We start from the raw sequence: 11,876 nt of genomic DNA, 5'->3' as shown, positions 1-11,876 counted from the left end.
GAGGTGCCGGTGAAGCCGGTGTGGCCCGCCGCGCCGCGGCCCGCCAGTTCGCCCATGAACCAGGGCTGGTCGAGGGCGAAGCCCAGGCCGGGCGGGGTGAACAGCAGCTCCACGAAGTCGGGGCCGAGGATGCGCGCGGGGCCGTAGGAGCCGCCCGCGAGCAGGGCACGGCAGAGGACGGCCAGGTCGGGCGCGGTGGAGAAGAGGCCGGCGTGGCCGGCGACCCCGCCGAGCGCCCAGGCGTTCTCGTCGTGGACGACGCCCCGCAGCATCCCGCGGTCGGCCTTGGCCCACGGCCGCCGCTGGTCCTCGGTGGCCGCCGCGCCGGGGCAGGGCCCGAACGCGGTGGCGGTCATGCCGAGCGGGCGGGTGATGCCGTCCCGGACGAGGACGTCGAGGGTGCGGCCGGTGATGCGCTCCAGGACGTACTGGAGCAGGAGCATGTTCAGGTCCGAGTAGCGGTACCGGCCCGGTTCGGCGGACGGGGCCTCGGCGCGCAGCAGGTCGAGCCGGGTGGCGTCGTCCGGGCAGTCGTACAGGGGCAGTTCGGGGCGCAGGCCGGAGGTGTGGGTGAGCAGCTGCCGTACCGTGACGCCGTGCGCGGCGGCGGCGTGGAAGTCGGGCAGGTAGTCGCCGACCTGGGCGTCCATGCCGAGGGTGCCGCGCTCGATCTGCTGCACGGCGGCGACGGACGTGAACAGCTTGGTGAGGGAGGCCAGGTCGAAGCGGGTGTTGAGGGTGGCCGGGATCCGGGCGGCGGGCGGCAGCTCGACACCGGTGCCGGTCTCGGGGTCGCAGGAGGAGTACCGCACCGCCCAGCCCGCCGCCTCGGCGACGGCGATGACGGGGCCGCGGCCGGCCAGCACGACGGCGCCGGCCGCCCAGGGACGCTCGCCGGCGGTGAGGGCGCGCACCTCGTCGACCAGGCGGCCGAGTGCGCCGGGGTCGAGCCCGGCCCGTTCCGGTCTGCCGGTGCGCAGTCTCGGTGCGCTCAGCTCTCGTCTCCCTCCGAGCCCGCACGGGCGGTGTCCCGTGTCGTCCAGGGACGGCACATTCCCACGAAGCAGGCCACCGCCACCAGTGCCCCGCCCAGCTGGACGACGGCCATGGGAACGGCGGTCTCCTCCCCGGCGACGCCGACGAGCGGGGAGGCTGTCGCGCCGACGAGGAAGGAGGAGGTGCCGAGCAGCGCGGAGGCGGAGCCCGCGGCGTGCCGGGTGCGCAGCAGGGCGAGGGTCTGGGCGTTGGGCAGCGTGATGCCCATCGCGGACATCAGGACGAAGAGGGCGGCGGCGATCGGGGCGAGGCCGACCTCGCCGAGGGCGCCGGAGGCCATCAGCAGCAGGGCGGTGGCCGCGAGCACGATCACCGCCAGGCCGGTGCCGAGCACCTTGTCCAGGCTGACCCGGCCGACCAGCACCTTGCCGTTGATCTGGCCGGCGATCACCAGGCCGACCGAGTTCAGGCCGAACAGCAGGCTGAAGGTCTGCGGGGAGGCGCCGTAGATCTCCTGGATGACGAAGGGCGACGCGGATATGTACGCGAACAGCGCGGCGAAGGCGAAGCCGCCGGCCAGCATGTAGCCGGTGAAGGGCAGGTCGGCGAGCAGGCCGCGCATCGCTCGCAGGGCCTGCCCCACTCCGCCGCCGTGCCGGCCGGCGGGCGGCAGGGTCTCGGGCAGCCGCAGCCAGACGAGAACGGCGAGCGCGGCACCGACCACGGTGAGGACGACGAACACGCCCCGCCAGTCCGTGACCCGCAGGATCTGCCCGCCGATGAGCGGGGCCACGATCGGGGCGACCCCGGAGATCAGCATCAGGGTGGAGAAGAAGCGGGCCATGGCCACGCCGTCGTAGAGGTCGCGTACGACGGCCCGTGCGATGACGATCCCCGCCGCGCCCGCGAGTCCTTGCACGAGCCGGAGGGCGACCAGGGTCTCGACGTTCGGCGCCACCGCGCACAGGGCGGTGGCGACGAGGTAGACGGCGAGGCCGGTGAGCAGCGGCCGGCGGCGTCCCCAGCGGTCGCTCATCGGGCCGACCACCAGCTGTCCGAGCGCCATGCCCAGCAGGCACGCGGTGAGGGTGAGCTGGACGGCGGCGGCTGAGGCGTGCAGCGAGCGGGTGACCTCCGGCAGGGACGGGAGGTACATGTCCATGGCGAGGGGCGGGGTCGCGGTGAGGCCGCCCAGGACGAAGGTGACGAGCAGGCCGGTGCGGCGGGTGGCGGCCGACGGTGGTGCGGTGGTGGATTCCTGCTGCGTCTCCGGTGTCGGTGCCGCCGCGTGCTCCGGCATGTGCCCCTCCCTGCTGCTGTGTCCCGCTTCTGATGACATCGGTGTCGCTGACACGACCGGCACCTATGCTCTCAGCTCGTACACACTGCCGAGGCACGTATGAGCGAGGGTGGGGCGCGAGATGGCGGAGCGGAACGTGCGGTGGGGGATCCTGGCGACCGGCGGGATCGCGGCGGCGTTCGCGGCGGACCTGGTCGACCTGCCGGACGCGGAGATCGTGGCGGTGGCCTCGCGCCGCCGGGAGCCGGCCGAGGCGTTCGCCGAGCGGTTCGGGGTGGCGCGGGCGTACGGCGACTGGGAGTCGCTGGCCGCGGATCCGGAGGTCGACGTCGTGTACGTCGCGACCCCGCACTCGGCGCACCGGGCGGCGGCCGGGCTGTGCCTGGAGGCGGGCCGGAACGTGCTGTGCGAGAAGCCGTTCACGCTGAACCTGCGTGAGGCGGAGGACCTCGTCGCGCTGGCGCGGGAGCACGACCGCTTCCTGATGGAGGCGATGTGGATGTACTGCAATCCGCTGGTCCGGCGACTGAAGGCGCTGGTGGAGGACGGGGCGATCGGCGAGGTGCGCACGGTGCAGGCGGACTTCGGGCTGGCCGGGCACCTCTTGCCCGGGGCGAGGAATGGAGTACTGCCGTCGGGGCATCGGCTGCGGGATCCGGCGCTGGGCGGCGGGGCGCTGCTGGACCTGGGCGTGTATCCGGTGTCGTTCGCGCAGCTGCTGCTGGGCGAGCCGGACGGGATCACGGCGAGCGCGGTGCTGTCGGAGGAGGGCGTCGACCTCCAGACGGGCGCGCTGCTGTCCTGGGAGAGCGGAGCGCTGGCCGCGCTGCACTGCTCGATCGCCGGGGGTACGGCGGTGACGGCGTCGGTGACCGGGACGCGCGGCCGGATCGACGTGCCGTCCGGCTTCTTCCACCCGGACCGGTTCGTGCTGCACCGCGACGGCCGGGATCCGGAGGAGTTCGCCGCCGACCCCGCCGACGGGCCGCGCACGAGCCTGCGGCACGAGGCGAAGGAGGTCATGCGGGCGCTGCGGGCGGGCGAGAAGGAGTCGCCGCTGGTGCCGCTGGAGGGGACGCTCGCGGTGATGCGCACGCTGGACGCGGTGCGGGAGCGGATCGGGGTGCGGTATCCCGGGGACGCGGTGACGGCGACCGCCCGGGCGACCGTCTAGCCGTATGGCGGACACATGATTCCGCATGGCGGACCGGCCGCCTACGCTGCGGAGCCATGACCAACAGGAACTCGAAGATCGCGGTGGTGACCGGGGCCGGCTCGGGCATCGGGCGGGCGGTCGCCGTGGAGCTGCTGCGCGCCGGCTGGTCCGTGGCGCTGGCCGGGCGGCGCGCCGAGCCGCTGGCGCAGACGGCGGCGCTGGTGCCGGAGGCGGCCTTCCTCGCCGTGCCCACCGACGTGTCCCGGCCCGAGGACGTCGACGCGCTGTTCACGGCGGCCGTGGAGCGGTTCGGCCGGGTGGACCTGCTGTTCAACAACGCGGGAACCTTCGGGCCCGGCGGGGTCCCGGTGGAGGACCTGCCGTACGACGCGTGGCGGCACGTGGTGGACACCAACCTCAACGGGGCGTTCCTGTGCGCCCAGGCGGCCTACCGGCGGATGAAGGAGCAGGACCCGCAGGGCGGCCGGATCATCAACAACGGTTCCGTCTCGGCGCACGCGCCCCGCCCGCACTCGGTCGCCTACACCGCGACCAAGCACGCGCTGACCGGTCTGACCAAGTCGCTGTCACTGGACGGGCGGCCGTACCGCATCGCGGTCGGGCAGCTCGACATCGGCAACGCGGCGACGGACATGACGGCCCGGATGCAGACAGGCGCACTCCAGGCGAACGGGGAGGTGGCCCCGGAACCGGTGATGGACGTGGCCGACGTGGCGCGCACCGTGCGGCACATGGCAGAGCTGCCGCTGGAGGCGAACGTGCAGTTCGCGACGGTGCTGGCGACGACGATGCCGTACATCGGGCGGGGTTGAGCGGCGCTCGGCGCCCGGCCGCAAACGGAGTGGGAACATCCGCGCTATTGCGGCCGGTCGCGGACGTGTGCTCAACTTTTCTCCACGAGAGCTTCACAGTTGACGCACGGCAGTTCCGCGGCCACTCCGAGGGGGGCGGCGGCGGTCGTTCCACCGGGCCGGAGTTGGGGGTGGACCTCGCGGCGGACCGCGGGTACACGCCGGCCCCTGGAACGGCCGCCGCACGACCGCGCGGGGCGGCTCAGCGCCGGCGGCGCCGGCCCCCCGCTCCCGGCCTGCCCTCCGTCTCCGGCCCGCCGTCGCCGTCGAGCGCCGTCGCCGCCCGGGCCCGGCGCCGGCGCAGGGTCCAGGCGCCCAGCCCCAGCACCGCGAGCGCCCCGGCGGCGCCCTGAGCGACCTGCCACGCCGAGCCGCCCGCGGACGCCGAGCCGGGCGGGCCGGCCGCCGCCTGTACGGCCTTCCCCCCGGGCGCCGGGCTCGCGCTCGCCCCGCCCTCGCTGAGCGGTTCGACCAGCCTGCCCACGGGCCGCGCCGAACGCCCGTGCGTGAAGCCCCAGTCGAGCAGTGCGGCGGTGTGCTCGTAGACGGCGTTGCCGCCGGAGTCGGGGTGCATCACGGTGACCAGCAGGGTGCGTCCGCCGCGGACGGCCGCGCCGGTGAAAGTGTTGCCGGCGTGGCTGGTGTAGCCGTTCTTCACACCGATCAGGCCGTCGTACGTCTTCAGGCCCCATGCCCCGGTCAGCAGGCGGTCGGTGTTCTGGATCTGGAAGGTCTTCTTGCCGCCCGCCGGGAAGTCGGCGGTCTTCGTGCCGCAGTAGCGGCGGAAGTCGGGGTCCTTCAGGCCGTGGCGGGCGATGAGCGTGAGGTCGTACGCCGAGGAGAGCTGGCCCTTGTGGTCGTAGCCGTCGGGGCTGCGCACCTGGGTGTCCAGGGCCTGCAGGTCCGCGGCCCTGGCCTGCATCTCGGCGACGGTCTTCGCGATACCGCCGTTCATGCGGGACAGCACGTGCACGGCGTCGTTGCCCGAGCGCAGGAACACGCCCTGCCACAACTGCTCGACGGTGTAGGTGATACCGGGCTTGATGCCGACGAGGCTGGAGCCGGCCGGGACCTCGGCGAGGTCGGCGTCGGTCACCCGGTACCGCTCGGCGGGGTCGAGCTTCTTCAGCACGGTGTCCGCGAACAGCATCTTCAGCGTGGAGGCGGGCGCGAGCCGCCGGTGCGCGCCGAACGCGGCGAGCACGTCCCCGCTCTCGCAGTCGGCGACCAGCCAGGCGCGGGCGGTGAGCTTCTCGGGCAGTCCGGAGGCGCCGCGCACCTGGACGCCCGTGCGGGCCAGCCGCTCGCCGCCGACGACCGCGGTCGCGGCGGCGGCCTCCGTGGCCGTGGACAGGGGAAGGGCGGCGGCCGTCAGCCCGAGGACGGCACGCCGGCTGAGCCGGGAACTTTCGCGCACCCCGGGACGGTACACCGCGTCGAACAGGGGATTCGCGAGCGGACGGCCGAAACGGACCGGTCTTTGCCACGCCATGGGAATCCGCCGGGCCGCCCCGCCCTCCGCGGCACACCGTCATCTGTCCAGCAGGCGGTCGATCTCGGCCAACTGCGCCGCGGTGAGCGGCCCCTCGGCCATCGCCCCGGCGTTCTCCTCGGCCTGGGCGACGGTCCGGAAGCCGGGGATGGGCACGGTGCGCGGGCTGCGCGCCCACAGCCAGGCGAGGGCGCCCTGGGCGAGGGTACGGCCGCCGCTGGTGAGGACCTCGCGCACCGCGTCGATCCGGGCCAGCCAGCGCGGATCGGCACCGGAGCCGTCGTCCGCGTACCCCGGGAGCCAGGCGGGCGGCCGGCTGCGGATGTCCCCGGCCTCCAGCGCCCCGCCGCGCCGCCCGGCCAGCAGTCCCATGGCCAGCGGGCTCCGGGCCACGCTCGCCAGCTCCAGCCGCTCGCACAGCTCCAGCAGCGCGGGCGCGTCCTGGAGGACGTTGAGGGCGTGCTGCACGGCCGTGCAGTGCGGGCCCTCGGCGAAGACGGCGGCCCGCGCGGGGTCGTCGGTGCTCCAGCCGTAGGCGCCGATCAGCCCCTCGCGCACGAACTCCTCGCACGCGTCGCGGAGTTCGGCGGCGCGCGCCGGGTCGGCGGCGGCCAGGTGCAGCTGGTACAGGTCGATGTGGTCGGTGCCGAGGCGGCGCAGCGAGGCGGTCAGGGCCCGCCGGGCGTACTCGGGGGTGTCGTCGGTGCCGGTGAGGGTGCGGGTGTCCGGGTCGAAGACGTTGCCCCACTTGGTGGCGAGGACGACCTCGTCGCGCCGCTTGCCCAGGGCCCGGCCCAGGATCTCCTCGCTGTGCCCGGTGCCGTAGCAGTCGGCCGTGTCGAAGAAGGTGACGCCGAGGTCGAGGGCGCGGCGGACGGCCCGTACGGACTCGTCGTCGTCCACCCTCCCCCAGCCGACGGGCTGCCCGTCCGCGGTCCGGTGCTCACCCCCGATGGCCCAGCACCCGAAGCCGAGCGCGCTCACCTCTGCCCCGCTGCGTCCCCACGTCCGTTGCGTCGTCATGCCGGCAGACGCTAGGAGTTGGAGCGCACACGAGGACAAGCCCTGTGCCGTCAGGCCTGCCCGGTCTCGAACCGTGAGATCCGCCCGTCGTCCTCGACGGTGAAACTCCACTTGGTGCGCATCTCGCCCCAGGTGTCGTTGCGGTAGCGGGCCAGCAGGGTGCGGCCGCCGTCGGACTCGTTGTCGACCTCCATGTGGCCGTGGGAGGAGAAGATCTCCTGGTCGATCCACTCGGCGAGGTCCCGGTCGGAGCCGTCGTCGGCCATGGTCGCGCCGGGCGCGAGCAGCGACATGAAGCCCTCGCGGTCGTGGGAGTTGACGGCGTGGACGAAGGCCCGGACGGCCGGGTCGCTGAGCTTGGCTGGCTGAATCGTCATGGCGCCAGGCTCACACCGCCGCCCCGGTCCCGCCACCCGAACGGCGCCCCGGGACGGGCCGGGCGGCGCCGGCGGTGCCAGGGTGGGGGCGCGGGAGGGGACCGTCCGCCTGTCTGCTGGGGAGTCACCGTGACCTGTTACGACCGACGTGATGTGGGCCTGCTGCTGCTCCGGCTGGGCACCGGCGGGGTACTGGCGGCGCACGGCGCGCAGAAGCTGTTCGGCTGGTTCGGCGGGCACGGGCTGGAGGGCACCGGCCAGTTCATGGAGTCCGTCGGCTACGCGCCCGGCAGGGCCAGCGCGCTGGCGGCGGGCCTGGCGGAGGCGGGCGGCGGCACGCTGCTCGCGCTGGGCCTCGCGACGCCCGCGGCGGGCGCGGCGGCGGCCGGCGGGATGGCAGGTGCCTCGGCGGTGCACGTGCCCAACGGCTTCTTCGCCCAGGAGGGCGGCTACGAGCACGCGGCGACCCTGGGCCTGGCCGCGGCCGGACTCGCCGTCACCGGCCCCGGCCGCCTCTCCCTCGACCACGCCCTCGGTCATGTCCTCGACCGCGGCTGGATGGTCCCTGCGGCCCTCGGTGCGACGGCGGCGGCCACGGCCGTGGTGGTGGGGGCACGGAACCGGCGGCTGCGGCGGCAGCGGGAGGGCGAGCAGGAGGCGCTGTTCGAGGAGTGAGGCACGGCCCGGCGGGTGAGGCGCGGCTCGCAGCACTCCTCGCCTGACCGGAAACCGCCGTCGGCTCAGGGGCCTGTCGCACCGGTCCGTACGACCGCTGCCGGCCGGTGCGCCAGATCGACCGAGAGCTGGGACGCCGCCAGGGCGAGTTCGGTCCGGTTCGAGCAGTCGAATTTCAGCAGCAGATTCGATACGTGCCGTTTGACGCCGTGAATGGATATTCCCAGGCTCCGCGCTATCTGCTGGTTGCTCTGCGCCCGGGCGAGAAGCCGGAGCACTTCCCGTTCCCGTTCGGTCACGCGGTGCAGGATACGCATGGCACGGTCGCCGGGAGCGGCCGGGTTCGATTGCCGATGCATACCCTCGGTGAATCCGAGAAAAACCTTCTGCAGCATGCCCAAAGTGATGCGCTGCTGCGGCATCCAGTGCGCGATCCGATGGCCGACCTGCCCGAAATCCTCCGGGTTCTTGCCGGTCGGCAGCGTCAGCACGAGGAGCGATCCACAGCGGCCGGCCAACTCGCCGACCTGCGTGTTGTACCGTTCCACCGGAAGTACGCACACGTCGAACGAATGCTCTTGGAGCCGCTTTTCGGCGGCCGATACATCCAGGCACACCTCATATTGGGATACGCTGCCCACGAGATCGAGCAGGGCCGTCAGGCCGTAGAGGGAAACCTCGTCGCTGACCACCCACAGGACGCGAAGAAACATCGGCTTCTGCATAAGTCCGCCCCCGCTCCGCCTTTCGGCCGATACGCTTCGTGCCCGATCGCAGCGCCGCCACCAAGGGAAACACGGACAACACGTGTTCGCACCATGTTTGGGCCATGATCACGAAGACTGTCTTGTTTCCTGCTACCCGATGAAAGAGATCCAGCCAAAATTTCCCTCCGGAGATTAGAGCGTCCGCAGCACGTCACCGCCGTCCCATCGCCGCGAAAAGGACAGACATGACCATTCAGCGCGAGAGCGATGCCACAAGCGACACAGGCGCCCCAGTGGACATGGCCGAAAGGACCCTCGTCCTCATCAAACCGGACGCCCTGCTGCGCGGGCTGTCCGGAAAGGTGCTCGCCCGCTTCGAGGAGGCCGGCCTGAAAATCGTCGGCGTGAAGATGCGGTGGATGGACGGCGAGCTGGTCCGCCGCCACTACGCCGATCTGGAGGAGCGGCTGGGCCCGGACATCTACCGGCGCAGCAGCGCGTTCATGCGCCAGAGCCCCGTCATCGCCCTCGTCCTCCAGGCCCCGGGCGCGGTCGCCGTGGTGCGCAAGCTCATCGGCGCCTCATGCCCCGACCAGGCCGCCCCGGGGACGATCCGCGGGGACTTCTCGCACGTCGGCAACGAGGCGGGCCGGGTGTCCGGCAAGGGCATGGCGAACATCGTGCACGCCTCCGCCACCGTGGCGGAGGCGAAGTACGAGGTGGACCTGTGGTTCACCGCGCAGGAGCTGTTCGAGTACCGCACGCTGGCGGAGCAGTTGATGTACTGAGCAGGCCCCGCCCGGCTACGCGCTGTCCCGGCGCCTCGGATCCGCGTCCCGCGGCGCACGGGAGGCGCCGCGCAGCAGCACCGTGTAGTCCTCCTCGCCGTATCCCGCCGCGAGGGCCCGCTCCACCCAGCTCGACGTCGCCTCCCCCAGGCGCAGTTCGACGCCGTGCCGCCGGGCCGCCTCCCGGATGAGGCCCATGTCCTTGGCGGCCAGCCGCAGGGAGAACCGGGTGGGGTACTCGTCCTTCTCCAGCGACGGGCGGCGGCGCTCCGCCTGGGCGGCCAGCGGGGTGGCCGCCAGCACCTCGAACGCCGTGTCCCGGTCCAGGCCGAGGCCGTCGGCCAGGGCCAGCGTCTCGCCCAGCTGGGCGAGGACGCCGAAGAGCGCCGCGTTGGCCACGAGCTTGGCGGCCGACCCCGACCCCAGGGGCCCCGTCCGGCAGACCGGCCCGAGGTCGTCCAGGACGGGCAGGCACCGCCGCACCAGCTCGGGCGGGCCGCCGGCGAACACGGTCAGCCGTCCGGCGAGGACGGCGTCGACGCTGCCCATGACGGGCGCGTCCAGCAGCCCGGCTCCCGGCGGCAGGGCCGCGGACAGCCGGCGGTACGCCTCCGGGGCCACGGTCGACGTCTGCACCAGCACCGCGTCCGTGCCGGCGAGCCCCGCGAGCACCCCCTCGTCGCCCTCGGTCACCTCGCGCAGCGCCTGCTCGTCGGAGGTCGCGACCAGGACGACCTCGCTGCACCGCGCCACCGCGCGCGGGGTGGCCGCGGCCGTCCCGCCGGCGGCGGTGAACCGGCCGAGGGCGTCCGCCGACCGGTTCCAGCCGGTGACGTGGTGCCCGCGGCGCAGCAGCCGGACCGCCATGGCGTGGCCCATGGTGCCCAGGCCGATCACGCCGACGCGGGTCATGCAGGCACCCCGTCGGCGGAACTGAGGGCCCGGTTGGCGTACCGGGCGTCCTCGGTGACCTCCGCCCCGAACCAGGCGGGCGGGTCGAAGGCGCGCGCCTCGCTCTCGGAGGGGAACTCGACCTCGACGGTGGCCAGTCCGAGCAGCCGCCCGTCGAACACGTCCACATGGGCCGTGCGTCCGTCGGGCAGCGCCACGGCGTAGCGGGACTTGGTGACGCGGGCTCCCTCGGTGGCCGGCCACAGCTCCTGGAACTGCTCGGGTGCCAGCGGGATCTCGCACTCGGACCGGGTGAGCCCGGAACCGCGTTTCACCGTCAGGGTGAACTCCTCGCCCTGCCGGCGGACGCGCACCTCCTCCCCCTCGCCGCGGGCCAGATAGCCCTGGCGGACCGGGACGGCGTCGGTCCCGTTCACCGCGTCCAGGGAGTCCACGAGGAACTTTCGCTCGATCTCGACGTGCATGGAGTGGCAGACCTCAGTCCGTAGGAGGGATGGCAAACAGCGCACAGTGTCGCCTCCGGATGCCGCATCGGGGCAGGTAGCCGGGTGTGCAGATACCTCGGAGGTAGCCGGTCGGCCACCTCCTGAGGACAGGAACCTTCTGCCACTTGTCCGGCCGTCGGACGGTGCGTTCGAATACACCGACGGCACGTGACGGGGACTTCGCCGGTCCGCTCGTGCCACCACAGGACAGGCCGGACAGGGACACTGCGTTCAAGAAGGCGGACATGACTGGACCGATACGGCCTGACGCCCTGGCACGGGACGGCGCGCGGGATCCGGACGTACGGCTGCGCACCACGGAGACGGTCCTGGACGACTGGTTCCACGTGCGCCGCTTCCACCTGGAGAGTCCGGGCCCCGACGGCCGGGCGCGGCGCTTCACCCGGCTGAGCATGGCGCGCGGTGACCGGGCGGCCGTGCTGCCGTACTGCCCGGCCCGCGGCACCGTCGTGCTCACCAGCCAGTTCCGGGTGCCGGCCTTTCTGCACGGGCGCCCGGACGGACGGCTGCTGGAGGTACCGGGCGGACTGCTGGACGCGGACGACGCGGGTACGGCGGTCCGGCGCGAGGCGGAGGAGGAGACCGGGTTCCGGATCGGGGAGCTGCGCGAGGTGTGCGTCACCTATCTCGCCCCCCAGCTGAGTTCCGAACGGACGCATCTGTTCGTCGCCGCGTACGACCCCGGGCACCGCGTCTCCGCCGGCGGTGGCGTCGCCGAGGAAGGAGAGGACATCCAGGTGCGGGAACTCCCCCTGGACGAGGCCCTGGACGAGGTGCTGAGCGGGCCGGCCGCCGACGCCAAGACGCTGCTCCTGCTGCTGTACCTGCGCCCCCTTATGTCATGTGCATGATCACGTGCGGTGCGAGCCGCACGCGGACCGCTCCACGGTGACGTCCGCCCTCCGGACCGGAAGGGCGAAAGAAGGGCTCGATCCATGTCACTCACCCCGTCCGACACGGCTCATGTCCTGCTGGCCCTCGTCGTCCTCGCGACCTGCGCCCACGGCGTCGGCCATGTGTTCAAACGGCTCCGCCAGCCCCAGGTGATCGGCGAGATCGTCGGCGGCCTGCT

At 73.2% G+C, this 11,876-nt stretch carries 13 protein-coding genes; 5 read left to right on the top strand and 8 right to left on the bottom strand.

The window, feature by feature from the left end; genetic code table 11:
- Together CCN44_RS10655 and CCN44_RS10650 are read right to left on the bottom strand one after the other, a co-directional pair.
- On the bottom strand, positions 1-1,052 hold a 1,052-nt coding region (locus CCN44_RS10655; RefSeq protein WP_208639749.1), incomplete at its 3' end, for a serine hydrolase domain-containing protein.
- The gene (locus tag CCN44_RS10650) at positions 992-2,296 is read right to left on the bottom strand and encodes a multidrug effflux MFS transporter (RefSeq protein WP_086697474.1); all 1,305 of its coding nucleotides are present in this window, start codon (positions 2,294-2,296) and stop codon (positions 992-994) included. The genes CCN44_RS10655 and CCN44_RS10650, both read right to left, overlap by 61 nt.
- 121 nt (positions 2,297-2,417) lie before the next feature.
- Between CCN44_RS10650 and CCN44_RS10645 the strand changes: the two genes are divergently transcribed.
- Positions 2,418-3,470, top strand: a complete 1,053-nt coding sequence (locus CCN44_RS10645) for a Gfo/Idh/MocA family protein (protein ID WP_189397228.1) — start codon at positions 2,418-2,420, stop codon at positions 3,468-3,470.
- 56 nt (positions 3,471-3,526) lie between these two features.
- On the top strand, positions 3,527-4,285 hold the full coding sequence (locus tag CCN44_RS10640; RefSeq protein WP_086697473.1) for an SDR family oxidoreductase: 759 nt from the start codon (positions 3,527-3,529) through the stop codon (positions 4,283-4,285).
- 241 nt (positions 4,286-4,526) lie between these two features.
- Here CCN44_RS10640 and CCN44_RS10635 read toward each other — a convergent pair whose 3' ends face one another.
- From CCN44_RS10635 to CCN44_RS10625, 3 genes are all read right to left on the bottom strand, one after another.
- Entirely contained in the window at positions 4,527-5,741 is a 1,215-nt protein-coding gene (locus tag CCN44_RS10635; protein ID WP_223283915.1) for a D-alanyl-D-alanine carboxypeptidase family protein, read from the bottom strand.
- Between the two features lie 114 nt (positions 5,742-5,855).
- A complete protein-coding gene (locus tag CCN44_RS10630) occupies positions 5,856-6,839 on the bottom strand; it encodes an aldo/keto reductase (protein ID WP_189397227.1) in 984 nt (327 codons plus the stop codon).
- Positions 6,840-6,889: 50 nt separating this feature from the next.
- Complete coding sequence (locus CCN44_RS10625; protein WP_059249038.1) at positions 6,890-7,216, bottom strand: nuclear transport factor 2-like protein; 327 nt, start codon at positions 7,214-7,216, stop codon at positions 6,890-6,892.
- A gap of 129 nt (positions 7,217-7,345) precedes the next feature.
- Here CCN44_RS10625 and CCN44_RS10620 point away from each other — a divergent pair, with 129 nt between their 5' ends.
- Positions 7,346-7,891 (top strand): DoxX family membrane protein, encoded by a 546-nt coding sequence (locus CCN44_RS10620; RefSeq protein ID WP_059249039.1) that lies wholly within the window; start codon positions 7,346-7,348, stop codon positions 7,889-7,891.
- A 65-nt stretch (positions 7,892-7,956) separates the two neighbouring features.
- Here CCN44_RS10620 and CCN44_RS10615 read toward each other — a convergent pair whose 3' ends face one another.
- Entirely contained in the window at positions 7,957-8,616 is a 660-nt protein-coding gene (locus CCN44_RS10615; protein WP_059249040.1) for a response regulator transcription factor, read from the bottom strand.
- Between the two features lie 281 nt (positions 8,617-8,897).
- Between CCN44_RS10615 and CCN44_RS10610 the strand changes: the two genes are divergently transcribed.
- Positions 8,898-9,386, top strand: coding sequence for a nucleoside-diphosphate kinase (locus tag CCN44_RS10610; RefSeq protein WP_079080944.1), 489 nt, complete (start codon positions 8,898-8,900; stop codon positions 9,384-9,386).
- A gap of 15 nt (positions 9,387-9,401) precedes the next feature.
- Here the strand turns inward: CCN44_RS10610 and CCN44_RS10605 are convergent, their stop codons facing one another.
- Positions 9,402-10,298 (bottom strand): NAD(P)-dependent oxidoreductase, encoded by an 897-nt coding sequence (locus tag CCN44_RS10605; RefSeq protein ID WP_059249042.1) that lies wholly within the window; start codon positions 10,296-10,298, stop codon positions 9,402-9,404.
- Entirely contained in the window at positions 10,295-10,762 is a 468-nt protein-coding gene (locus CCN44_RS10600) for a CYTH domain-containing protein (protein ID WP_059249043.1), read from the bottom strand. Before CCN44_RS10600 ends, CCN44_RS10605 begins: the two co-directional genes overlap by 4 nt.
- A gap of 266 nt (positions 10,763-11,028) precedes the next feature.
- Here CCN44_RS10600 and CCN44_RS10595 point away from each other — a divergent pair, with 266 nt between their 5' ends.
- Positions 11,029-11,655, top strand: a complete 627-nt coding sequence (locus CCN44_RS10595; RefSeq protein WP_237482190.1) for an NUDIX domain-containing protein — start codon at positions 11,029-11,031, stop codon at positions 11,653-11,655.
- Positions 11,656-11,876 lie beyond the last annotated feature (221 nt).

Source organism: Streptomyces tricolor, assembly GCF_002155905.1.
GTDB classification, from domain to species: Bacteria; Actinomycetota; Actinomycetes; order Streptomycetales; family Streptomycetaceae; genus Streptomyces; species Streptomyces tricolor.
This window is presented reverse-complemented; position numbering and strand designations above follow the sequence as displayed.

Excerpts from the sequence above, each read along its gene's own strand:
- CCN44_RS10650 (WP_086697474.1), bottom strand. The coding sequence starts at position 2,296 with ATGCCGGAGCACGCGGCGGCACCGACACCGGAGACGCAGCAGGAATCC.
- CCN44_RS10645 (WP_189397228.1), top strand. The coding sequence starts at position 2,418 with ATGGCGGAGCGGAACGTGCGGTGGGGGATCCTGGCGACCGGCGGGATC.
- CCN44_RS10640 (WP_086697473.1), top strand. The coding sequence starts at position 3,527 with ATGACCAACAGGAACTCGAAGATCGCGGTGGTGACCGGGGCCGGCTCG.
- CCN44_RS10630 (WP_189397227.1), bottom strand. The coding sequence starts at position 6,839 with ATGACGACGCAACGGACGTGGGGACGCAGCGGGGCAGAGGTGAGCGCG.
- CCN44_RS10625 (WP_059249038.1), bottom strand. The coding sequence starts at position 7,216 with ATGACGATTCAGCCAGCCAAGCTCAGCGACCCGGCCGTCCGGGCCTTC.
- CCN44_RS10615 (WP_059249040.1), bottom strand. The coding sequence starts at position 8,616 with ATGCAGAAGCCGATGTTTCTTCGCGTCCTGTGGGTGGTCAGCGACGAG.
- CCN44_RS10610 (WP_079080944.1), top strand. The coding sequence starts at position 8,898 with ATGGCCGAAAGGACCCTCGTCCTCATCAAACCGGACGCCCTGCTGCGC.
- CCN44_RS10605 (WP_059249042.1), bottom strand. The coding sequence starts at position 10,298 with ATGACCCGCGTCGGCGTGATCGGCCTGGGCACCATGGGCCACGCCATG.
- CCN44_RS10600 (WP_059249043.1), bottom strand. The coding sequence starts at position 10,762 with ATGCACGTCGAGATCGAGCGAAAGTTCCTCGTGGACTCCCTGGACGCG.
- CCN44_RS10595 (WP_237482190.1), top strand. The coding sequence starts at position 11,029 with ATGACTGGACCGATACGGCCTGACGCCCTGGCACGGGACGGCGCGCGG.